This window comes from Aquibium oceanicum, from assembly GCF_001889605.1.
Classification (GTDB): Bacteria; Pseudomonadota; Alphaproteobacteria; order Rhizobiales; family Rhizobiaceae; genus Aquibium; species Aquibium oceanicum.
Genome location: NZ_CP018171.1, coordinates 761,993 through 781,382, shown reverse-complemented (window position 1 = coordinate 781,382; position 19,390 = coordinate 761,993). Strand labels below are relative to the sequence as shown.

At 67.5% G+C, this 19,390-nt stretch carries 26 protein-coding genes and 1 pseudogene; 3 read left to right on the top strand and 24 right to left on the bottom strand.

Features of this window, described 5'->3' with window-relative positions:
- Positions 1 to 5 precede the first annotated feature (5 nt).
- Genes BSQ44_RS03935 through BSQ44_RS03920 form a run of 4 tightly spaced genes read right to left on the bottom strand, consistent with a single transcriptional unit; the run spans position 6 to position 4,171 of the window.
- Entirely contained in the window at positions 6 to 1,484 is a 1,479-nt protein-coding gene (locus BSQ44_RS03935) for a phage portal protein (protein WP_072602041.1), read from the bottom strand.
- A gap of 3 nt (positions 1,485 to 1,487) precedes the next feature.
- Complete coding sequence (locus tag BSQ44_RS03930; RefSeq protein WP_041375667.1) at positions 1,488 to 1,700, bottom strand: phage head-tail joining protein; 213 nt, start codon at positions 1,698 to 1,700, stop codon at positions 1,488 to 1,490.
- 10 nt (positions 1,701 to 1,710) lie between these two features.
- Positions 1,711 to 3,687 carry a phage terminase large subunit family protein gene (locus BSQ44_RS03925; RefSeq protein ID WP_072602040.1) on the bottom strand — a complete coding sequence of 659 codons (1,977 nt, stop codon included), beginning with the start codon at positions 3,685 to 3,687 and terminating at the stop codon, positions 1,711 to 1,713.
- Positions 3,602 to 4,171: a terminase small subunit, Nu1 gene (locus BSQ44_RS03920; protein ID WP_072602039.1), complete on the bottom strand. Its 570-nt coding sequence runs from the start codon at positions 4,169 to 4,171 to the stop codon at positions 3,602 to 3,604. The genes BSQ44_RS03925 and BSQ44_RS03920 overlap by 86 nt, the downstream gene beginning before the upstream one ends.
- Positions 4,172 to 4,318: 147 nt before the next feature.
- Here BSQ44_RS03920 and BSQ44_RS03915 point away from each other — a divergent pair, with 147 nt between their 5' ends.
- The 3 genes from BSQ44_RS03915 to BSQ44_RS03905 all read left to right on the top strand — a co-directional run bounded on the left by BSQ44_RS03915 (position 4,319) and on the right by BSQ44_RS03905 (position 5,412).
- Positions 4,319 to 4,540 (top strand): hypothetical protein, encoded by a 222-nt coding sequence (locus tag BSQ44_RS03915; RefSeq protein WP_072602038.1) that lies wholly within the window; start codon positions 4,319 to 4,321, stop codon positions 4,538 to 4,540.
- Positions 4,541 to 4,642: 102 nt separating this feature from the next.
- Positions 4,643 to 4,873, top strand: a complete 231-nt coding sequence (locus BSQ44_RS03910; protein ID WP_072602037.1) for a hypothetical protein — start codon at positions 4,643 to 4,645, stop codon at positions 4,871 to 4,873.
- On the top strand, positions 4,870 to 5,412 hold the full coding sequence (locus BSQ44_RS03905) for a DUF3489 domain-containing protein (protein ID WP_072602036.1): 543 nt from the start codon (positions 4,870 to 4,872) through the stop codon (positions 5,410 to 5,412). Before BSQ44_RS03910 ends, BSQ44_RS03905 begins: the two co-directional genes overlap by 4 nt.
- Positions 5,413 to 5,461: 49 nt before the next feature.
- Here the strand turns inward: BSQ44_RS03905 and BSQ44_RS03900 are convergent, their stop codons facing one another.
- The 20 genes and pseudogenes from BSQ44_RS03900 to BSQ44_RS03810 all read right to left on the bottom strand — a co-directional run bounded on the left by BSQ44_RS03900 (position 5,462) and on the right by BSQ44_RS03810 (position 19,385).
- A complete protein-coding gene (locus BSQ44_RS03900; protein ID WP_072602035.1) occupies positions 5,462 to 5,689 on the bottom strand; it encodes a DUF7220 family protein in 228 nt (75 codons plus the stop codon).
- 31 nt (positions 5,690 to 5,720) lie between these two features.
- Positions 5,721 to 6,053 carry a hypothetical protein gene (locus tag BSQ44_RS27405; RefSeq protein WP_235633450.1) on the bottom strand — a complete coding sequence of 111 codons (333 nt, stop codon included), beginning with the start codon at positions 6,051 to 6,053 and terminating at the stop codon, positions 5,721 to 5,723.
- A gap of 223 nt (positions 6,054 to 6,276) precedes the next feature.
- Positions 6,277 to 6,783 (bottom strand): annotated as a pseudogene (locus BSQ44_RS27400) (DNA cytosine methyltransferase); the annotation flags it as partial.
- Between the two features lies 1 nt (position 6,784).
- Entirely contained in the window at positions 6,785 to 8,158 is a 1,374-nt protein-coding gene (locus tag BSQ44_RS03890) for a DNA modification methylase (protein WP_072602033.1), read from the bottom strand.
- Positions 8,159 to 8,553: 395 nt separating this feature from the next.
- The gene (locus tag BSQ44_RS03885; RefSeq protein ID WP_072602032.1) at positions 8,554 to 8,994 is read right to left on the bottom strand and encodes a DUF6362 family protein; all 441 of its coding nucleotides are present in this window, start codon (positions 8,992 to 8,994) and stop codon (positions 8,554 to 8,556) included.
- A complete protein-coding gene (locus tag BSQ44_RS03880) occupies positions 8,987 to 9,187 on the bottom strand; it encodes a hypothetical protein (RefSeq protein WP_072602031.1) in 201 nt (66 codons plus the stop codon). The genes BSQ44_RS03885 and BSQ44_RS03880 overlap by 8 nt, the downstream gene beginning before the upstream one ends.
- Positions 9,184 to 9,441 (bottom strand): DUF6378 domain-containing protein, encoded by a 258-nt coding sequence (locus BSQ44_RS03875; protein WP_072602030.1) that lies wholly within the window; start codon positions 9,439 to 9,441, stop codon positions 9,184 to 9,186. Before BSQ44_RS03875 ends, BSQ44_RS03880 begins: the two co-directional genes overlap by 4 nt.
- On the bottom strand, positions 9,438 to 9,977 hold the full coding sequence (locus BSQ44_RS03870) for a hypothetical protein (RefSeq protein WP_072607838.1): 540 nt from the start codon (positions 9,975 to 9,977) through the stop codon (positions 9,438 to 9,440). Before BSQ44_RS03870 ends, BSQ44_RS03875 begins: the two co-directional genes overlap by 4 nt.
- Before the next feature lie 107 nt (positions 9,978 to 10,084).
- Positions 10,085 to 13,012 (bottom strand): DUF7146 domain-containing protein, encoded by a 2,928-nt coding sequence (locus BSQ44_RS03865; RefSeq protein WP_072602029.1) that lies wholly within the window; start codon positions 13,010 to 13,012, stop codon positions 10,085 to 10,087.
- A complete protein-coding gene (locus tag BSQ44_RS03860; RefSeq protein ID WP_072602028.1) occupies positions 13,005 to 14,285 on the bottom strand; it encodes an ATP-dependent DNA helicase in 1,281 nt (426 codons plus the stop codon). The genes BSQ44_RS03865 and BSQ44_RS03860 overlap by 8 nt, the downstream gene beginning before the upstream one ends.
- The gene (locus tag BSQ44_RS03855) at positions 14,282 to 15,052 is read right to left on the bottom strand and encodes a hypothetical protein (RefSeq protein WP_072602027.1); all 771 of its coding nucleotides are present in this window, start codon (positions 15,050 to 15,052) and stop codon (positions 14,282 to 14,284) included. Before BSQ44_RS03855 ends, BSQ44_RS03860 begins: the two co-directional genes overlap by 4 nt.
- Positions 15,049 to 15,468: an HNH endonuclease gene (locus BSQ44_RS03850; RefSeq protein ID WP_157894498.1), complete on the bottom strand. Its 420-nt coding sequence runs from the start codon at positions 15,466 to 15,468 to the stop codon at positions 15,049 to 15,051. The genes BSQ44_RS03855 and BSQ44_RS03850 overlap by 4 nt, the downstream gene beginning before the upstream one ends.
- Before the next feature lie 15 nt (positions 15,469 to 15,483).
- A complete protein-coding gene (locus tag BSQ44_RS03845) occupies positions 15,484 to 15,699 on the bottom strand; it encodes a DUF6511 domain-containing protein (RefSeq protein WP_235633334.1) in 216 nt (71 codons plus the stop codon).
- Between the two features lie 140 nt (positions 15,700 to 15,839).
- Complete coding sequence (locus BSQ44_RS03840) at positions 15,840 to 16,067, bottom strand: hypothetical protein (RefSeq protein ID WP_027444218.1); 228 nt, start codon at positions 16,065 to 16,067, stop codon at positions 15,840 to 15,842.
- A 5-nt stretch (positions 16,068 to 16,072) separates the two neighbouring features.
- The gene (locus BSQ44_RS27785) at positions 16,073 to 16,804 is read right to left on the bottom strand and encodes a hypothetical protein (RefSeq protein WP_072602025.1); all 732 of its coding nucleotides are present in this window, start codon (positions 16,802 to 16,804) and stop codon (positions 16,073 to 16,075) included.
- Positions 16,805 to 16,810: 6 nt separating this feature from the next.
- Positions 16,811 to 17,644: an ATP-binding protein gene (locus BSQ44_RS03830; RefSeq protein WP_072602024.1), complete on the bottom strand. Its 834-nt coding sequence runs from the start codon at positions 17,642 to 17,644 to the stop codon at positions 16,811 to 16,813.
- Positions 17,644 to 17,943 (bottom strand): hypothetical protein, encoded by a 300-nt coding sequence (locus BSQ44_RS03825; RefSeq protein WP_072602023.1) that lies wholly within the window; start codon positions 17,941 to 17,943, stop codon positions 17,644 to 17,646. The genes BSQ44_RS03830 and BSQ44_RS03825 overlap by 1 nt, the downstream gene beginning before the upstream one ends.
- Entirely contained in the window at positions 17,940 to 18,434 is a 495-nt protein-coding gene (locus BSQ44_RS03820) for a hypothetical protein (protein ID WP_072602022.1), read from the bottom strand. The genes BSQ44_RS03825 and BSQ44_RS03820 overlap by 4 nt, the downstream gene beginning before the upstream one ends.
- Entirely contained in the window at positions 18,434 to 18,775 is a 342-nt protein-coding gene (locus tag BSQ44_RS03815; protein WP_072602021.1) for a hypothetical protein, read from the bottom strand. The genes BSQ44_RS03820 and BSQ44_RS03815 overlap by 1 nt, the downstream gene beginning before the upstream one ends.
- Before the next feature lie 34 nt (positions 18,776 to 18,809).
- On the bottom strand, positions 18,810 to 19,385 hold the full coding sequence (locus BSQ44_RS03810) for a sigma factor (RefSeq protein ID WP_083534438.1): 576 nt from the start codon (positions 19,383 to 19,385) through the stop codon (positions 18,810 to 18,812).
- Positions 19,386 to 19,390: the final 5 nt, after the last annotated feature.

The window sequence follows — 19,390 nt, the reverse complement described above, 5'->3', positions numbered from 1 at the left end:
AAACCTCAGTCGGCGGCGACGTTCGCCTGGTTGTCGGCTGGCGCTGCCTCTTGAGCATCGGTCAGCAGCCTCGGGTCGGATGAGGCGCTGCCGAAGGAGAGGCCAAGCTGACGCTCTCGCGCACGGTCCGCAGCAATCTCGGCATCGACCTGATCGGCGTCATAGCCGCGCTCGGCGAGCGCCTGCGTCCGGCTCTTCAGCCCCGCCTCGATCTGTTCGATCTCGGCGCGGGCGTCCTTCAGCGGATCGACCCAGTCCCATTTGGGCGGCAGCCAGGAACAACCGAGCCAGGTGCGCCGCTGCTGTTCGTAATCAGGCAAGTCGAGCGCGCCTGACACGACCGCCGTATCGAGCCAGCGCGCCCAGACCCGTCGACAGATCTGCCAGACCATGACCGAGTGCTGATACGCCTCGATGCGGCGGCGAAACTCGAGGAGCGCGAGCCGCGAGTTCGAGTAGTTCGCCTTCAGCATGTCGTTCGACAGATACGCATACGGAATGCCGAGCGCCGCCGAGACCTGCAGCAGCGTGCGGTACTGGAACGGTTCGTAGGTCTGGCCGACATCGGCAGGCGCAGAGGTCTGCACTTCCTCGCCCGGCTCCAGCATGACGATCTGGCCGGGCTGCAGGTCCATCGTTCTTTCGCCGCCTTCGTCGCTCTCCGCGACGTCGAAGGGCTCCGCCGGCGCCGGTGTGGTGATGAACAGCGCATGCATCGCCGCGACCTTCTTCCGGTCGAGCTCGGCATCGTCGTACTGGTCGAGCAGGAACAGCTTCACGATACCCGGCGCGAAGCGCGAGATACCGCGCAACTGCCCCGCATCCACCGGATCGATCACGTGGATGACCTCGGACGCCGGCACCCGCACCGTCTCGCCGGAGAGGCCCGGATCGGTCACGTCGCCCGGATGCCGGCGCAGGAAGTGGTAGGCCACACGCCTGCCGATACGGTCGAATTCGATGCCCTGGCGAATGACATTGCCGCCCGCCACCTGCTCATTGCGCGAGAGCGGCAGCATCTCGGAGGGGATCATCTGCAGCTGCAGCGGCACCATGAGCCCGTCCTCGGGCCGGCGCGGACGGAAGCGGAAGAACACCTCGCCGGCGATGAACACCTCGCGCGCGGCGCGCCGCTGCTGACCATAGAAATCGGTAAAGCCTTCGGCGTCGCTGTCGTCGGTCCAGTCGAGCCAGAGGCGCTGCACGCGCGCCTTGAGATCGGCATCGGCGATCAGGGACGACGGCTTGATGCCGTCGCCCACCACATTGCCGGCCCAGCTCTCGATGGCGTTCGCCGCATAGCCGTTGTTGCGCACGAGCCAGCGGGCACGCGCGGTGATGTCGGCGCCGGCGGCCGCGATCAGCGTGTTGAGATGCGCACGGCTCGGCTGGAAGTGCCGCAGCCTTCGGCTTCCCTGTCCCGCTTCAAAGCCGCCCACCAGAGCGCCGATGCGGCGGCGCCACCGTGTGATCGATTCCAGCACGGGTCAGAGCCCCTTGCTTGCCGTCGTGCGAACGATGCGACGGCGCGCGCCGGTTTGCTCCTCGGCGATCCGCCGTTCGAGGTCGCCGAGGGCGGCCGCCATTTCGGCATCGCTCGCATAGGTGATGCGGCGCCCCTCGACCTCGACGGTGCGCACGCCGCGCCATCGGGCGGCGAGCAGCGCATCGCGGCGCGCGATCATGTCCTCAAGCGTCATGGTCTTGGTCTCAACTCAGATAGCTTGGCGTGAACACCCGTCGGCCGCGCCGGGCAGGCGCTCGTCGCACCAGACCCGCGGAGGCGATCTCTGGCGTGCCGGGGTCACAGGCCGTGGTCTCTGGCGCCGCTGTGTTGCTCGGATCGAACGAGCCGACCTGGCGTTCGAGATCGCGCCATTTCTCCTCGCCCCAGCGGTCGGCGCCGGCGATCCAGGCGGCGGCTCGTGCGTAGACCCGGCAATCCAGCGCCTCGTTGCGTTCGCGCAGCTTCTGCCATTCGAGCCGCTGAAACCCGCGCCTGGTCTTCACCGTCACCAGCTGCTCGGCGACGAACTGCTTGCACCACTCGCTGTCGGCCCAAGCCGGCAGGTGGATGGTCCCTGCGGGAAAGCGCGCGCCTCCGGCACGCTCCTCGTCGGTCGGCCGTCCGAGTCGGAGGTAGCGATAGGTCTCGGCCTTGAAAGTCGAGACCGCGACCGACCACAGCCGCGCGCCGCGCCGCAGTCGCTTGCCGCCGGCGGTCGCATCGACATAGGTCGGCCCGGAGACCGGGCTCGCCCGATTGAAACCCTCGACACCCTTGACCGGCGCCACCTGCGCGAAGCCGGCGCGCCGGGCCCAGCCGTAGACCGACGGCGCCTCGAAGCCGGTGTCGATCGCGAGGCGCGACAGGCCCATCGCCACCCCAGAGGCGTGCGGCCAGTTGCGGCCCAAGAGACCGTCCACCGCGGACCATGCGGCGGCGTGTTCGGGACCGCCCTCGATGACGATGTGGTCGACGAGCCAGCTCTCCAGCCCGCGCCCCCAGGCCCAGACGTCGACCTCGATCCGGTCCTTCTGGACGTCGGCGCCGGCCGTGAGAAACAAGCCGCCCATCGGCACCGTGCCGGCTGGCCAGCTCTCCCTGCGGTCGTAGAGCCGCTGCCAGTCCGGCGCTTCGCCGGTTTCGACCCATGTCTCGCCCAGCGATGTGTTGACGAAGGTCTTCATCGCCTCGTCGCCGTGATCCTTCGCCGACAGAAATGTGCGCACCATGGCTTCCAGGCGGACCCAGGAGGAATAGACCTCGTTCAGGTGAAAGCCGGCGATGCCGTCGAACGGGGCCTCGGCCCGCCATTCGCCCCGGCGCACGGCGGCCCAGCGTTCGGCGTCGCTCCAAAGCGCGCCACAATGGCGGCATTGGTATCGCGCGGTCTCCGGCCGGTGGGCGCCGTCCGCCTCGCGGTCCCAGCGAACCTGCTCCCAGACCAGCGTCTGATGCTCGCCGCATTCCGGGCACGGCACGAAGAACCGGCGCCTGTCGCTTTCGGCATAGGCGGTCTCGATCCGGCTCGCGCCACGGATGGTCGGCGTCGAGACCAGGACGATCTTGCGGTTCCAGAAGGTGACGGTGCGCTTCTTCGCCAGATTGACCGGATCGCCCTCGGCGCCGGCGCTGAACGGATAGCGGTCGACCTCGTCGCACAGGAGGATGCGGATCGGCCGGCTGGCCAGGCCCGACGGCGCATTTGCGCCGACGATGGTCAGATGCCCGCCGGGAAACTTCTTGTGCAGGATCTTGTTCGAACCGTCCCGCGACTTCGGATCCGAGATTCGCCCATGCAGACAGGGCGTATCGCGCGCCATCGGCGAGAAACGGTCCTTCGACCAGGTCTCCGCATCGCGTTCCGTCGGCATCACCACCATCACCGGCGCCGGGTCCTGGTCGATGTGGAATGCAACGGTGTTGAGCAGCACCTCCGTCTTGCCGGTCTGGCTCGACGACATCACGACGACGCTTTCGACCGCCGGATCGGAGATCGCGTCCATGATGCCGCGCTGGTAGATGGCCCGCTCGGTGCGCCAGCGGCCGGGCTCGGCGCTGGCTTCGGAACTCAGGCGGCGCCTGGCGTCGGCCCACTCACTGATCGTCAGGGTCGGCGGCGGCGCCAGGATCGTCAGCGCCTTGCGCGTCGCCTGCGCCAGCCGCGCCGGCCCCTTCAGCATCAATGGCGATGGCCGGGAGGCTGGCGAGTTCCGCGAGCGCTTCGGTGATCGCGTCGCGGATCTGCGCGCGCGTGCCGGCAATGGTCGTCTCCTCGTGGACGAGCGGCGCCAGCCTGTCGGGTAGGACCAGCAGACGCGCGCGCAGGCGGGCCAGCACCGCGATCCAAGCCTCCTCGACCTGAGCGGCCGGCAAGAGATCGCCGCGCCGGACAGCTGCGTCCATTTCGGCGAGATCGGCCTTGGCCTTGATCAGCCGGGCGCGCTCGACACCGAAATCGGCGGCGCCCGTCTGCGACCGCGTCGCCAGCTCGCGCAGGTAGCGCACATAGCCGCGCACCGTGCCGACGAGATCGTAGCGCCCGCGCTCGGGGCCGGTGCGGGCTGACGCAGGGATGATCCCGTCGCGCGCCAGCTGCTGGACCCGCCTTTCGGTCAGGTCCAGGAGCCGGGCAATGACCGCGATCGGTTGGGTATTGGTCGCCATGAACGGGGGCCGCTCCCGGGCAAGATCAGGTCATGTCGGGAGCCCCGCCATCACTGCAGAAAAAGCAATGAAATGATGCACTTATCGACTTGATGAGGGTGCCGATCAGAGCCTGTATGGGGTCACCATCAAACGCTGGAGACCGCCATGACCAAGTCCCGAAACACCGCTTCCGCCCTCGACGCATTCATCGCCAAGAAGGCGGAAATCGACACGATGCTGGAGCGCATCAAGGTGCTGAGCGACGACCATTTCGACACCAGCCCCGACGAGATCAACTGGGGCCACGTCGGAACGCTCAGCCACTACGCCGAACTCCTGAAGCGCATCACCGACGCAGCCTTCAAGGAGGGCGAGCACGCCGATTAGGCGCGCCGCTTCCCGCCTTCGCCCCGATGGGCTCGCCCTCGGGGCTCGGGGCAGTAGAAGGGGCTGCATTCCGCGGACCCGGATACACCGAAAGGGCACACCATGAGTTATCAGACCCTGCTTCACGAACTGGCGCCCGAGCTGAACCCCGCCGGGGTCGAGGCCTCGATGCGCCTGCAATACGGAACGCTCAATCATCTGCCGCGCGAGATATTCGCCGAGGAAGCGAAGATCGCCACCGCCTGCGAACACCAGTCACCGGGCTATCTGCGCCGGATTGCGGACAGCATGGGCATGGCCGACGAGTACAGCGCGTGGGAGGCCAGCCGATGAGCCGTCTCACCGACACCCAGACGATCGTCCTCAGTGCCGCCGCGCAGCGCGCGAACATGCTGGCGCTACCGCTTCCGAAGAACCTCAAGGGCGGCGCCGCGCAGAAAGTGATCGCTTCGCTCCTCAAGCAGGGACTGCTCGAAGAAATCGATGCCGACACGCGCATCGGCGAGCATGTCTGGCGCGAGACCGGCGACGGCCACGGCGTCACACTCGCGATCACCGAGCACGGGCTTGCCGCCATCGGTATCGAGTCGGAAGCCCCGGCTGGCCCTGCCGAACCCGAGCGCAGCGCTCCCGTCGCCAGCAAGCCGCCAAGGGAGCCCAAGGCACGCGAAGGCAGCAAGCAGGCCCAGCTGATTGCCATGCTGCAGGGCGCCGACGGAGCAACCGTCGCCGAGATCGCTGCCGCATTCGGGTGGCAGCCGCACACCGTGCGCGGCGCCATCGCCGGGGCACTCAAGAAGAAGCTCGGGCTCGACGTGACCTCCGAGAAGGTCGACGGACGCGGCCGGGTCTACAAGTTGCCGGCAGCCTGAAGCCGGAGCATCGCCTCATCATGACCGCCGCCCCGAGTGGGCGGCGGTTTCATCTCCAAGTACAGCGAACGCGAATCTCCTCGAACACACGTCTGAGCGCATAGCTGCGAACGATCGACACCACTGTGAAGATTGCGCCCATCATCAGGTTCTGGGCCAACGTCACGTGCAGTCCGAACAGCGGGAAGATCGCCAACTGGGTCGCAACGGCGACGCCATAGCCGATCGCGACATTGGTCAGAGCCTCGACCAGCGACATCCGCCGTGTTTGCTTCATATCAATTCCGCTTCATACATCGGCCAGCAGTTCAGTTCAGCCGCGAGAGTTCGAAGCGCATGCGCTGCAACCAGCGGGACCACTCCGTTGCCACAGAGGCGAAGCCGGTCCACCCGGTGGGCCAGCCCATCAGCGCCTCGACGAACAGCGGGTTCAAGGTCCGGCGCGGCTCGGAGGTATCGCTCCCAACCATCGCCGTCAGCAGGACCTGGCGGCCAAGCAGGCCGTTGACCGGTGTGTTGGCAAGGCTGGTCGCCCCGTCCTTGTGATCGCGCGCCGTCGGCGTCATCCACATCCCCGCTGCATGGGTCAGATCGGCGGTCCTGCGGTTCCCCGCGCTCGGCTTGCACCCGTCGTTCGCCATCGGCGTCGGCCAGTCCCGCGCCATGCAGCCCAGACCCTTCTCGTGTTTCCGGTCTCCGCCCCGACTGCGGAAGCAGTCGGTCTGCGGCGTCGGCCAGAGCCGCAGCAGTTCCGTCCGGTTCCCGCCACTCGACCGGGTCCCGGAGCAGGCGCGCGGGGTCGGCCAGTTCGTCTCCCTCGCGGATCGCGAGGATGAACAGCCGCTCGCGCTTGTGGGGCGCGCCGACTTCCGCCGCCGTGAAGAGGCCCGCCGCAAGGCGGTAGCCCATGCCGACCAGTCCTGCGGCGACTTCGGGGAAGCCGAGGCGGAGATGATGGGCGACATTTTCGAGGAAGACGAAGGGCGGCTCGACCTCGCCGATGATGCGCGCGACATGCGGCCAGAGATGGCGCGGGTCGTCCGCGCCCCGGCGCTTGCCCGCGACCGAGAACGGCTGGCACGGATAGCCCGCAGTGACGATGTCCACCGCGCCGCGCCAAGGGCGGCCGTCGAAGCTGGTAACGTCGTCCCAGACAGGCGCCGGATCCAGGGCCGCGTCTTCCATCCGCGCCACGAGGATGGCCGCGGCGTAGGTTTCCCGTTCGACATGGCCCACAGCACGATATTGGGGACAAGCGATGGCGAGCCCGAGGTCGAGCCCCCCTGCGCCGGAGCAGAGGGAGAGGCCAAAGAGACATGCGTTCCCGGCTCCGGAAGCGCGTCCGGAGGAAAGTAGAGCCAGGTCATGCATGTCACGCGGCGGTCTTGCGCTTTCGCGCGGGTTCGCGGTCGGCGTCCGTGTCGTTCGCATCGGCGAGGGCTTCGGCATCGCCGTCCAGCCGCTCGGCCTTCACCTGCGCGAAGGTCCGGCCGTCGTCATCGAGGATGGCCGTCTTTCCCGAAAACGCCTGCCAGCGATTGACGACCACGTCGCAGAAGGTCTCGGACAGCTCCAGGCCATAAACCCGGCGGCCGGTCTTTTCACCGGCGATGTGCTGTGACCCCGAGCCCGAGAACGGCTCGTAGCAGATTTCGCCTGGCACGGTGTGCAGCTCCATCGGCAACGTGAACACGCGCACCGGTTTCGAGGTCGGGTGCTCACGCGTCTCGATCTCGCTCGACGGGATGGACCACACCGTCGTCGGCCAGTTCTCGAAGCCTTCGCGATTGACGCGCGGCTTGTTGCCCGAGCGCCAGCCGAACAGGCACGGCTCGTGCGCCCACAGCATGATCGAGCGCGTGAGCACCGGACGGCTCTTGGCCCAGATGATCTGCTGGTGATGCAGCACGTCGAACTTGGACCAGCAGGCTTCCAGCATCGCCTGGCGCCGCGAGGCGTGCCAGCAATACCAGGCCGCGTCCTCCTTGATGGCGCAGTCGATGGCGACCTGCATGAACGCTTCATAGAACTGCGGCCCCTGAGATGAATCGTCCCAGTGCTTCTGCTCGATGTAGTCCTCGGACCAGTCCTTGTTCGCGATCTTCTTGGCGCGGGCGGACGCGTTCTTCTTCGTCGGATGGTTGGTGCCGTCATAGTCGACGAGATAGGGCGGATCGGTGGCGAACAGCGCGGCGCGCTCGCCGTTCATCAGGCGGGTGACGTCCTCGGCCGAGGTCGAGTCTCCGCAGAGCAGGCGGTGGTCCCCGAGGATCCAGAGATCGCCGCGGCGGGTGACGGGCGTGGCGGGCGGCTCCGGAACCTCGTCTTCGTCCACCAGCCCCTCGACGGGCGCCTCGGCCAGGAGACGGGCCAGTTCGTCGTCCTCGAAACCGGTCAGCGCCAGGTCGAACTCGTCGAGCTTCAGATCGGCCAGTTCGAGCTTGAGCAGCTCGTCGTCCCAGCTCGCATTCTGATGCGAGCGGTTGTCCATCAGCCGGTAGGCGCGCAGCTGCGCCGGCGTCAGGCCCTGCGCGACATGCACCGGCACGCTCGTCATGCCGAGGCGCTTGGCCGCCTCGTAGCGGGTGTGGCCGACGACGATCACCATGTCCTCGTCGACGACGATCGGCTGTCGCCAGCCGAACTCGGCCAGCGAGGCGGCAACCGTGGCGATAGCCTCCTCGTTGCGACGCGGGTTGCGCGCATAGGGCACGAGCTTGTCGATCGGCGTTTCGACGACGTCCATGGTCGGTCCGGTGCGATGGGTGAAGGATCTGATCCGGCGGTCGCGAAAGCCCGCCGTTGTGCTGTGTCGGCGAAACGGGTCCCGCTTCGCCGGTGCGCTCGAAACGAAACGCCCCCGACCGGCGGCTTCGCCATCGCCAAGGCACGCAGACGCCAAAGTGTTTGGATTCACGAGCGCGAGGATGCTGGCGAAACGAAATGGCCTATTTCGGCGCCGTCACTGGGCAAGCGTCGCGCCATTGCCGCCAGCATACGATTTCGGCCAGGGAGGAACCGTGCATCTCGCCGGTCGGTGATCATCCCCGCACGCGGCTCGCCTGAGCATAACGGAGAACTAGCCCAAATCGACGATGTGTGTCTCGCCGGGAAATGTCTCAGCGAAAATTGTCTCACGCATCAAAATGAACTTGACGAGCGAACGCGGTCGACGAGGAAAGCGCGCGAGCGCTTCGCCGGCACTTTCTGACCGTTGAGCTTCCAGGTGATGACGCTGAGGCCGTACTCCCAGCGGCGGCACGCGGTGGCGCGGGAGATCCCGAAGCGCCAGCAGATCGGCTTCCACGGCGTGCCCTCCGCGCGTGCCCAGACAAGCCGGGCATCGTCGGGCTCCAGCCATCTGAGCCAGGGCAGCGTCACCTCCATGCGGCTGATGGCGTCGGGCAAGGGCGGCGGACGCTTCATGCGCGGCGGCTCCTGACCGACGAGATCAGCGAACTCATGCACGATCTTCGGCCACACCGAGAAATAGCCCTGCACCCGAACCTCGGGCAGCCGCTTCATGACGTCGGCAGCTTCGATCAGCCGTTCCTCGACCTGTTCGCGAGTCCAATCAGCCATGCCGTTGCTCCGTCGGCTGGCGCCGTCCGCCATAGAGCTTGTCGCCGAGCTGGCGAACGAGTTCCCGCTCGGGCCAGGTGAGGCGCGGATCGGTGGGGCTGACGACGAGGAGGCCCTGCTCGCGCCAACCCTCCCGCTTGACCTCTTCGGCCGACCGGCGTTCGCCGCCATAACCCTTCGGCAGCCATCTCATCGTCCGACCTCCTGCAGCACCGCTGCATAGCCGGCGATGTCGAGGATCGAATCCTGATGCTTCGGATCGTGCCCGAGCCGCGCCAGCTTCAGATCGATGAGGCAGAGCACGACCTCCGCCGGCGTGATGGGCCGGCCGAGCGTGATCGACCAGCGTCTGGCGACCACGGCCATCGCGGCGGCGGGTTCGCCGTAGATCTTGCGGCGCTCGGCGACGACCGACGCGGCATGCCTGAGCATCGTCTCCCCGCTCATCGCACACCTCCATCGGTCTCGATGGCCCACAGCAGGATGGCGATGGCGTCGGCTTCATTATCGTCCGCGGGTGAGAAGCCGCGGGCGCGAACGGCGGCCATGACGGCGGCCTTGTCGGCGTTGCCCTTGGCGGCGACGTGCCGCTTGATCGTGCCGACGGGAACGCCCTGATAGGCGATCGCGTGGCTCTCGCACCAGGCGCTTAGCGTCGCCAGAAAGCCGCCATAGAGATGGGCCGCGTCGGTACCGACATGGCGGCGAACCTCCTCGAAATAGATCGCCGCGAGACCGCCGGCGTCGGCAGCGATCTGGTCCAGCCAGCTTCGGAAGCGCAGGTAGCGCATGCCGCCACCGTCATAGCGGCTCGGCCGGAACGAGACCGTGCCGCTCGTGATCAGGCCGTCATGGCTGCGCAGTGCCCAGCCGGTCGTGGTGCCGAGATCGAGGCTGAGAATGGCGCGATGCGCATGAGCCGGATGCGGACGGAATGCGATGGCCCCTGCTGCGGCGGGGCCGGTTTCGATGGTCGAGATCATGATTGTCTCCAAGGCGCGCGAGCAAGGGTCGGGTTTCGGATCGAAGACCCATCGCGGCGGACCGGTCGCTGCCGCTTGGAGACGGCCGAGTTGACGGAGCATGCCCATCAGAGCACCTCCTTGAGCCAGTCCGGCGCAGCGCCGTTTGGGGAACGTGGTGAGGGACGTTCCCCCGCATGTTCCCCGGTGCAAGTCGTTGAGGAACAAGCGCTTTGGGAAGGTGACGAAGGTGGGGAACGTTTTTCCCCATCCTCCATCGCGTGGGCGCAGCCGCGCACATGCGTTAGTGTCGAAATAGGTTCCCCATGTTCCCCACGTTCCCCTGAGCCTTTTGTTTCAAGGGGTTGGGCCGGGGAACGTTGGTTTTCGACGTTCCCCTCTTCGCCACAACGTTCCCCGCCCGATGCCGCGACACCTTGCGGAAAACGTTCCCCACGTTCCCCTTCGATCGTGAGCTGCCAGCGCTTGGCCTGATGGGAGACGCCCAGCGTGCGCACGCGCATCTTGCGGCCGTCGATATCGAAGACCCGGTCGCGCATGCGGGCGAGCGCCTTGCCGAGCCGTGTGCGCTGTGATCGGTCGCCCCCGGCGCCCAGCGGCAGCGGCGGCTCGCAGGCCAACGCCACCTCATAGAGATCGCTGGTGCCGACCTCCGCCGTCCCGAAGCGGTCCCACCAGGCGCCGATGAAACTGCGCCAGATCGCGCCCTCGCCATCGGCGGCAGCGAGCATCTCGTCGAGGTTGGCGAGAAACCCTTCAATCCCGGCGACCTCGAGGACGCCGCCCATGATGCGCGACCAGCTCTCGTAGCTCCCGATCATGCGCGCGCCCCGTGGCCTGCCGGCGGCAAGCCAGGCGCGGCAGAGCGTGAGGCAGGCCGCGACGAGGCGGGGCCGGTTGGCGCGCACCCAGCTCATGAGATCGGGGTGACGGAACCCATCGCGCCGCCAGGGTTGATCGACCCGGGCGTCGAGGCGGATGCGCACGATGCGGCGCGCCATTTCGTTAGAGAACTCGGGATTGTTGCCGGTCGCGATCCAGACGCAGCGGATCGGCAATCGCGTCATCTCGGACGCCCCGAGAATCCGGTCCTCCCAGAAGGGTGCGGTGAGCGCTGCCGCGAGCGCCGAGGAGTCGAGCGGATGACGCAGATTGTCGATGAGCACGATCGAGGGGATCTGGCGCAGCTTGGCGGTCAGGCGCTTGCGCCACTCTTCATCGTCGCGGCCCTCGGTCATCACGGAGGCGCTGACGCCGGTCAGCACGGTCGCGATCGCGTCGACCATCAGGGTCGCGCCGGTGCCGGGTGTCGGCTTCTCGATCAGATGAAGCGGCGTCGGTGCGTCGATCATGGCGCGAAGAAAGCCGAGCAGCATCAGAGCAACGGCATGCGCCCGCTCCGCGTGGCCGGTGAAGGGGAACTCGCCCAGCATGTCGTCGACGATGAGACTGCGCGCGGTCGCGATCTCCGCCGGCGACGGGCGCTCCGGCACCTGCGGCACGGCAAAGCCTGGTGTCGGCTGGTAGAGCAGCCGCGCATCGGGGTGGTAGCCGGGCTCGGTCAGGAGGGCGCCATTGCGGCCGAAGACCGGCGTGGTGACGATCCCCGCCAGGACCGGCAGGCCGGGATCGGGCGTCGCCAGCAGCGACTTGATGAGCGGCGTCGGCGGATGCGCGGGAACGAGATCGCCGTTTCGCGCCAGACGCCGCCAATCGGCGAGCTTGGCCAGCATGTGGCGCAGGCGCTCTTCCGTGACCGGCCGGGCCATGGGCAGGCCGTCATCGTCGTGCACGGCCCATGTCGGCATGCCGCCGCTGCGAAAGAGCCAGGGCGTCCTGTTCGAGGCGAGCAGCAAACCCCAGCTGCGTGCATGGGCGCGGGCGAGATCGCCCTCATCGGCGCGCAGTTGCGGCAAGCGCCCCTGGGGCTCGACGAAGCCGATCGGGCGGTTTCGGGCGCCATCCTGCGCATCCGTGCCATCCGCCACTGCACACGGCTCGGCCGCGTCGATGATCTGACGGACAGCCTCCGCGCCGTCACGCATCAGGAGGTCGTTGAAGTCATCGCCTTCCGCTCGCGGCAGGGCGATGGCGACGCTGCGGCCTTCGGCGACGAGACGCCGCGCCGCCGCCTCGGCTGCACGAAGGCCCGCTCCCGACGCATCGTGGTCGGCGAGCAGAACCACACGCCGGGCCTCCGGCGGCAGGACGACCTGTTCGAGATTGGTGGCCGAGAGCGTTGCCCATACCGCCATGCCCGGACAGGCCGTCATCACGGCGAGCGCCGTCTCGATGCCTTCGCTGAGACCAAGGACAGCGTCGTCGCCGATCGGCGCCAGCCGCACCGCGCCGCCGCCGACCCGGCCCAGCATCTTCTTCGGCTTTTCGACCTCGGCCTTCGTCGCTCCATCCGGGCGCAGGTAGATGCGGTGCAGGGCAACCACGCTGCCGGAGCGATCGCGAACCAGGCCGACGATGGCCGGGAACCCGGTCCTCGTATCCCAATGCGCGAGATCCGGATGGAACAGTAGGTCGGACGGTGGCGGGACCGTGAGACCTCGCGCGCGCAGATAGGCCTCACCCGGTGTGCCGGCGATCGGGAGGGCCCGCGAGAGGATGATCTCGATTTCTCGGGCAGAGTCTTTCTCCGGCTTCGCGGAAGCCGCCGAGGGTTCGCGACGCGCTGGCGCGGCGGCCGACCATCCGACGAGATCGGCGGCATAGGCGAAGAGGTCGCGGCCCTTGAAGCCGGTCGCCTGTTCAAGCGTGCTCAGCGGCCCGCCGCCCTGGCCGCCGTCGAAGTCGATCCAGTCGCCGGCGTGCTCGCCTCTGAGCGTGATCACGCAGGAGCCGTTCTTTCGCGGCGCCGCGCCATTGATATTGGCAAGACGCCATTCGTCGCCGTTGCGACGGCCGTTCGGGAAGTGCTGCGGCACCCAGGTGTCGGTCCTGTCACGCAGGCCAGCCACGATGGCGTCGAGGTCGTAATGGACCGCGGGCGTTCTGGTGGGGGCGGTATCGTTGAAGTCAATCAAGGATCACCAGCCCTTGCTCCGCGCGCGTGATGGCGGTGTAGAGCCAGCGGGCGCGGTCCTCGGCGGTCCGCCCGAGACCGTCGTCGTAGACGATCACGTTCTCCCACTGCGACCCTTGGGCCTTGTGGCAGGTGATGGCGTAGCCCCAAACGCTCTCGACAAGTCCCCGCATGTCACGCCAATCGCGGCGCAGGCGTTCGGCGTCGTAGGCGACGTGATCGTCGAAATGCCCCTTGTAGAACCACTGGCGGCCGGGAACGCTCGCTCCGTCCTCCGTCCGCACCGATGCGCTGAACGCGAGAGGGCTTTCGTCGCGAATGTCCGAAAGGTCGAGGAACATGCCATTGACGAGACCGAGATCGTGCCGGTTCTTGAGGCAGATGATCTTCTCGCCGAGCCCGCGCGGATAAGCGTCAGGAAAGCCGGCCGCCTGTTTCATCGCGGTGTTCAGAAACAGCCGCGTCGCGTTGCGGCCGCAGATCACTTGGCCGCCCTTGAGGAACTGATGTGGGCCGATGTCGGAGCGCCGCATCTTCCAGACGAAGTCGTCGTGCTCGCCGTAGGAAATGGGCACGCTCTGCCGCGCGAGCGTGGCGAGACGGATGATCGCGCTGGTCTCCGCCTGGCGATGGATATCGGTCAGCATCACGTCGGGATCAGCGTCGGTGAAGGCGCCGTCGCCCTTGATCGGCGGTAGCTGACCGGGGTCGCCGAGCACCAGGATCGGCTTGCCGAAGGCAAGCAGATCGCTCGCCATTTCGGCGCCGACCATGGAGACCTCGTCCAGCACGATCAGGTCGGCGTCGCGGACCAGCGACTGCTCGTTCAGAATGAAACGGGGCTGATGGATGTCGGCGAGCCGGAGCTCGAGGCGACGGATCTGGGTCTCGGCGAAGGAGCGCTCGGCCGGTCCCATGCTGCGCACACCTTTGCGCAGCGTCTCCAATTCGCGCGTGACGCGCTCGATTTCCTCTGGCGTCGCCTCGGAGACCTTGTAGATGAGGCTGTGGATCGTCGACGCTGGCGTTCCCTTCCGGGTCATCACCAGGGCGGCCTTGCCGGTGAAGGCGGCGTAGAGCACGCCGCCCGCGCCACCCGTGCGATCCATCGGTTCGAGACCGAGCTCGCCGATCGCATGCCGGGTGATGGTCGTCTTGCCCGTTCCTGCGTAACCGAACAGGCGGAACACCTGCTGATCGCGCGTGCGTCGCCGAAACCAGTTCTCGATCGCGGCGATTGCCGCCGCCTGCTGCGGAGACGGGATGAAGCTCATCGCTCGCCCTCCCAGCAGCGCTCCGCATAGGCGCAAATGCGGCAAAGATAGAAATCTCGGGCTGCGGCGATGCGCGGGGGAAGTTCGCCGGCTGCCGCGGCGCGCAGGATATCGACGGCCTTATCGGACAGCGCCTGCGCGCAGGGCGGATCGAACCCGACCACCTCGTGGTGGAGCGCCTCGGTGTCCTTGTTGAGGGCCGTGACGAGGGCTGTCTCCAGCTCCAGGTAGCCCATGTAGAGCTGGACCTGCGCGAAGTAGACCGGCTTGGAGGCGCGCAAGCCACGCTTGACCAGGTCGTTCCAGGATTTGGCGTTCAGCGCCTTGTGCTCCCAGAGCACGGGCCAGCGCAGGCCGACATCGGGGCCGGCGACGATCACGCCGTCGATGTGGCCGCGCAGCTTGCCGCCCGCCGCCTCGAACCCGAATTGTCCGCCGTCCGCGCGTTCGGTGCGAAGGTCGAAGCCCGCGCTGCGCAGCCAGCGGATGGAGAGCGTCTCGAACTGGTGGCCGGCGTCGAAGATACGCAGGATCGCGCCATCGAAATCCCGTCCCTCATCCTTGGGCGTATGGGTCACCTCGTAGACGAGCTTGCGCACGCAGGGCTCGCCGATCCGGCTGCCCCCGAGATAGTCGCGCGGCGTCTGCCGACGATTGCGTGCCACCAGCGCCGCATCGATCAGGGCATTGATCCGATCGGACACGCTGATCGCGTGGCCGATGCGGCCATAGATGAAGCCGGAGCCGTGGTTGAGATCGACGATCATGAGCGCGACCTCGCCCGAGCCTTGGCGGCGGGGTGCTGGTCTCCGGTGCGCGAACGGCAGTAGTCGAGAAATCCCGGCGCGTTGAGATTCTCCCGTTGCGTGCCCCAGCGAAGATTGTCAGCGCGATTATTGGCTGCGTTCTCATCGAGGTGCATGACCACGGCGCCCTCAAAGGGCGGGCTGCCATGGAATGCCTCGGCTACCAGCCGGGCGACCTTGTAGGTGCGATCGCCAATCGTGACGATAAAACGACCATCGGCCTTGTTCCACACGCCGAATGTCGGCGTTCCGCCATAGGGCCGTTGCCCGCCACGCGGCATCGCGCCACGATATGGGACCAGCATGATACGTCCCTCATTGCTGGCGAGAACGCCGGGCAGGGACGGAATATCTCTCCAGATTTCTCCATTGGGCATGGCTGTTCGTCGTCTCTAAAAGGGCAAAGGATCGTCGAGCGGGTCGCGGGCGGCTGCCTGGCGCTGCATCGATTCCTGAAACCCGTCGACGCAGGCTTCGATGATGCGATCGATCTCTTCCGGCTTCCGGTCGTAGAACGGCGCCATCAGGTCGAGCTCAGTGAGCGTCTCGGCGAAAAACCGGCGCGCCTCCTTGATCGCTTGGGTCTCCATGTCGGTCTTGTCGATCATCCCGTTGTTCCTGTTGGCGAGCGCCGCGCCGACGTCGAGGCAGCGCATCGAGCAGAAGCGGTGGTAGGGAAAGCGGTCCCAGCGCAGCTGGTGGACGTAGCCGAAGCCCCGCGCCTGACGTCCGCAGACGGCGCAGACGGCTACCCGAGCAAGAGCCGGGTCAGGTCCTCGGCGTCGTCCGGCTGATCCTTGATCCGGTGTGAGGCCAGGACGATGAACCGCGCGATCGCGTTCGCCGCCATGGCTTCCAGTTCGGGGAGCGTGAGAGCGGCGATGGGCTGGTGAAGCCTTCCGCGTCCTTCGAGCCATTGTCCCATCGCCTTCGCTGCCTCGCGCGTGACGTGCGCCTGCCACTCATCGGCCGTCATGACGGTCAGGTGTTGAGCCAGGCCGGGCCACTCGGGGCCGGCGTCGCGGCAGGTGCGGCTGCCGGGGCCGTGCCCCGCTGTGCCGGCCGGCTCCAGGCCGGGGCAGCGCTCGCAGGCGGCGATGCGGCGGGCTGCCCCCAGGCCGGGGCTGCGGGCGATGCGGGCGATACAGCCTTCGGCCGCGCGCGGGTGCTGGGGCTCGGCGCCAGGACCTCGCCGTCCATCACCTTCCGCCATTCCGGCTCGCTCGGCAGAACCACGCGGTCGAGCTTGTTGCTGTCGCCGTAGCGCGGGTCGTCGCTGGGCTCGACCTTTATCTTGGCGACGAAGGTGATGCCGCTGAGGTCGGCCAGGCCGCGCAAGATCCGCTTCGACTTCGCCGTTTCGCTCATGTCCTGCGGATCGAGTCCGAGCGCGCTGTCGATCATCGCGCGGAAGCTCCCCTTGGAGATCTTCCAGCCTATCGAGACACCCTGCTCGTCGACCTTGCCGCCGGAGACGGTGAACATCTGCCAGAACTTGCGCCGGACGTGAGGGCCCTCGGCGACGGTGAACTCGGCATCCACCATCAGCACGTCGCTGCCGGGCGCGTTCGAGGCCTTGAGCAGCCCCCGGTCGATCTCGCTCTGGCCGTCGGTCCCGCCCGGCCGGATGGTCATGGTGACCTTGGCGAAGGTGCCGTCGGGGATCAGTTCGCCGCTCTTCTGCGGCTCGGCGTCGTTCATGTCGAAGCTCATGGCTCGTCATCCTTTCCGGGTTGCGTTGATCTTGGAGAGCAGCGCGCCGAGGTCGGGCGGCTCGGTGACATCGAGACGACCGCTGCGATCCTTCGCCGGCAGGCCGAAGGGATTGCCGGCGCGGCAGACGAGGCGGCGTTCTTCGCCGCGCTCGGGCTCATGCCGCCAGCCGTCCCCGTCGCGCGCGAACAGGCTCATGGTGATGACCTGATCGACGATGCCAGGGAGCTCGCGGCCGGCCTTGCCGCCTTCCATCTGCGGCTGCCAGGTCGTGCGGTTGAACTCGTCGGTGACGCGTTCGAGGATGCCGACGAAGATCACGGTCTTCGCCTGCGCGTGCTGCAGGTGCTTGAGCAGGCCGATGACCTCGCGGGCGAGCAGCCCGTAGGCGCCGCGGGTGTCGGGTTTGCCGGTCTTGTCGGAGAAAGCCTCCGGCCGGGTCTTCGCCCAGGCCATGGCCTGGCGCGTGAGGTCGGTGATCGAGTCGACGAAGACGATGCGCTTGCCCGCGATCATCTGAACGAGATCGGGATAGCTTTCCCTGAGATGCTGGTAATGCGCCTCGGAGAAGAAGCCGCTCGGGTCGGCGGACGGATTGACCCCGCCGACGAGACAGCCGATGTCGAGGGCGTCGGCGAAGGTGCGCACCGGGATGCTGTCGCCGGGCCAGTCCTGGACCGACTTCATGCCCGCCTCGAGGTCGATGCAGAGCGTCTCGGCCGGCGGCAGCGATTTCAGCAAGGATGTCTTGCCGACGCCGCTCGGGCCGAAGATCGCCATGGTGGTCTTGGCGCCGGCCGCGGACAGCCGTTCGTCGGCGCTGACGATGCGCAGCGCCATCAGCGGCCTCCCGTGTTGCGCGACGCGACATCGAGCGCGCGCTCACTCCCGCGCGCGCCGGCCTGCCGGGCGAGACCATAGAGCTTGCGCAAGGCGTGCAGGCGGTCGCCGACCGCGCTGAACTCGGCTTCGACCCCGAGCAAGGCGAAGGCGATATCATCGAGCGTGGCGCCCTCGATCGGCTTGACCACCTGCTCGCGGCGGATCTCGCCGAGCACCGGAATGACGATGGTGTCGGGCAGCGCTTCGAGCGCGTAGTGGCGCTTGCGAATCTCGGTCAGGGCAGCAGAGCTGGTCATCGGGTATCCTCGGACTTGATGGTGAGACGGAAGGTCGGCTTGGCGGTCCGCACCGTGCGGGCGGCGGCGAAGGCCTCGCGGACGGCGGTGGGCCAGGCGGTGTATTTGCGCTCGGGGACCTTGAAGCCGATGTCGACGTAGTCGGCCGGGTTCTCCCCGCTCGCACGGATGCGCTCGACGAGCGCGGCGAGCAGCGACTGGTCCCAGTCGACCTTCTTCGGGAGATCGGCAGCGACCACGACGGCGCCGTCCTCGAAACGAACGAGGCCGGTGTCCTTGCCCTCGGCCCGGCGCATCGTCGCTGCCGCGTCGGCGTAGCGAAGCGCGATCGCGCCTTCGAGCCACTCCCTGAGCCGCTTGGCGGCATCCAGGGCGGCGTCGGCATCCTCCTGGAGCAGCGCCAGATGCTCCGCCGGAAGCGTGGCGATCTCGCCGACCGGCATGGTGCGGATGTCGTCGAGACTGGGGCGGTTGTTGCGATCAGATGCCATCACGCCACCTCCGCCAGCAGGAGGGTGGACAGCGATACCGAGGCCTGCTTCGGCTTCGGGCGGGCGATGGCGAGATAGCTGTAATCGTCCGACCGGTGGCGACGCTGCACGAGATGGATCAATCCGCGCTCGGCCGCCCACCAGGCGCGGCGCGCGACGCGGGCGAGTTCCGCCCGCTCCCGTTCGGCAAGGCGCGTGCCCTGCGGCATGGTGTCGAGCGCGAGGAACCCACGGTGATATTCGAGGATGTCGCCGGGTGCTGCCTGACCGACCCAGCCGCAGAGATCGATCTCGGTGAGCGGCTTCCGGACAGCGGGGAATCTGGATGCAATGACGTTCATGATGGGCTCCTACTCACGCGCTCGCCGAACCGTCTCACGCGGCCCGGACGCCGATCGCCGTCAGGGCAAGGCGGATGTCCTTGACGCGGCGGTAGAGGCTGCTGCGGGCGCCATGGCCGCTCGCCGCAAGGCGATCGACAGTGGTGCGGGAAAGGGCTGCACAGAGAGCGCCGTCGGCGGGTTCGAGCGAGCCAAGACCGCGCTCAACATCGAGACGTTCCTCGGCGGCGGCGAATGCATCGACGGGCTGGCCGAAGAGTGCTGACAGCCCGTCGGCTTCGGCGATGAGGTCGCCGCGGGTCAGCCCGTCGCTCTCGGGAATGACCTCATCGAGCGAGATCCGCGTCGCGCCATACATCCGGCGCTCCCGCTTCACCTTGTTGGCGATGCGCGTCGCCCTGTTGGTGAGGATGGCGCCGGCAAAGGCGCCGAGCGTGCCGCGATCTGAGTCGTAGGCGCGAAGCCGGGCTATCAGATCAACGAGCAGGTCCTGGCGGACATCGTCGAGATCGGCGCGGGGAAGCCGCAGCTGGCGGACCAGACGGCGCGCCGCAATGTCCGCCTCATGAAGCAGGATCTGAAGGTCGTCTCGGGAAATGGAAGAATGCATTGGCA

Coding starts and splice junctions, on each gene's coding strand:
- BSQ44_RS03930 (WP_041375667.1), bottom strand. CDS start 1,700: ATGACGCTTGAGGACATGATCGCGCGCCGCGATGCGCTGCTCGCCGCC.
- BSQ44_RS03925 (WP_072602040.1), bottom strand. CDS start 3,687: ATGCTGAAGGGGCCGGCGCGGCTGGCGCAGGCGACGCGCAAGGCGCTG.
- BSQ44_RS03920 (WP_072602039.1), bottom strand. CDS start 4,171: ATGGCGACCAATACCCAACCGATCGCGGTCATTGCCCGGCTCCTGGAC.
- BSQ44_RS03915 (WP_072602038.1), top strand. CDS start 4,319: ATGACCAAGTCCCGAAACACCGCTTCCGCCCTCGACGCATTCATCGCC.
- BSQ44_RS03910 (WP_072602037.1), top strand. CDS start 4,643: ATGAGTTATCAGACCCTGCTTCACGAACTGGCGCCCGAGCTGAACCCC.
- BSQ44_RS03905 (WP_072602036.1), top strand. CDS start 4,870: ATGAGCCGTCTCACCGACACCCAGACGATCGTCCTCAGTGCCGCCGCG.
- BSQ44_RS03900 (WP_072602035.1), bottom strand. CDS start 5,689: ATGAAGCAAACACGGCGGATGTCGCTGGTCGAGGCTCTGACCAATGTC.
- BSQ44_RS27405 (WP_235633450.1), bottom strand. CDS start 6,053: ATGGCGAACGACGGGTGCAAGCCGAGCGCGGGGAACCGCAGGACCGCC.
- BSQ44_RS03890 (WP_072602033.1), bottom strand. CDS start 8,158: ATGGACGTCGTCGAAACGCCGATCGACAAGCTCGTGCCCTATGCGCGC.
- BSQ44_RS03885 (WP_072602032.1), bottom strand. CDS start 8,994: ATGGCTGATTGGACTCGCGAACAGGTCGAGGAACGGCTGATCGAAGCT.
- BSQ44_RS03880 (WP_072602031.1), bottom strand. CDS start 9,187: ATGAGATGGCTGCCGAAGGGTTATGGCGGCGAACGCCGGTCGGCCGAA.
- BSQ44_RS03875 (WP_072602030.1), bottom strand. CDS start 9,441: ATGAGCGGGGAGACGATGCTCAGGCATGCCGCGTCGGTCGTCGCCGAG.
- BSQ44_RS03870 (WP_072607838.1), bottom strand. CDS start 9,977: ATGATCTCGACCATCGAAACCGGCCCCGCCGCAGCAGGGGCCATCGCA.
- BSQ44_RS03860 (WP_072602028.1), bottom strand. CDS start 14,285: ATGAGCTTCATCCCGTCTCCGCAGCAGGCGGCGGCAATCGCCGCGATC.
- BSQ44_RS03855 (WP_072602027.1), bottom strand. CDS start 15,052: ATGATCGTCGATCTCAACCACGGCTCCGGCTTCATCTATGGCCGCATC.
- BSQ44_RS03850 (WP_157894498.1), bottom strand. CDS start 15,468: ATGCCCAATGGAGAAATCTGGAGAGATATTCCGTCCCTGCCCGGCGTT.
- BSQ44_RS03845 (WP_235633334.1), bottom strand. CDS start 15,699: ATGATCGACAAGACCGACATGGAGACCCAAGCGATCAAGGAGGCGCGC.
- BSQ44_RS03840 (WP_027444218.1), bottom strand. CDS start 16,067: ATGACGGCCGATGAGTGGCAGGCGCACGTCACGCGCGAGGCAGCGAAG.
- BSQ44_RS27785 (WP_072602025.1), bottom strand. CDS start 16,804: ATGAGCTTCGACATGAACGACGCCGAGCCGCAGAAGAGCGGCGAACTG.
- BSQ44_RS03830 (WP_072602024.1), bottom strand. CDS start 17,644: ATGGCGCTGCGCATCGTCAGCGCCGACGAACGGCTGTCCGCGGCCGGC.
- BSQ44_RS03825 (WP_072602023.1), bottom strand. CDS start 17,943: ATGACCAGCTCTGCTGCCCTGACCGAGATTCGCAAGCGCCACTACGCG.
- BSQ44_RS03820 (WP_072602022.1), bottom strand. CDS start 18,434: ATGGCATCTGATCGCAACAACCGCCCCAGTCTCGACGACATCCGCACC.
- BSQ44_RS03815 (WP_072602021.1), bottom strand. CDS start 18,775: ATGAACGTCATTGCATCCAGATTCCCCGCTGTCCGGAAGCCGCTCACC.
- BSQ44_RS03810 (WP_083534438.1), bottom strand. CDS start 19,385: ATGCATTCTTCCATTTCCCGAGACGACCTTCAGATCCTGCTTCATGAG.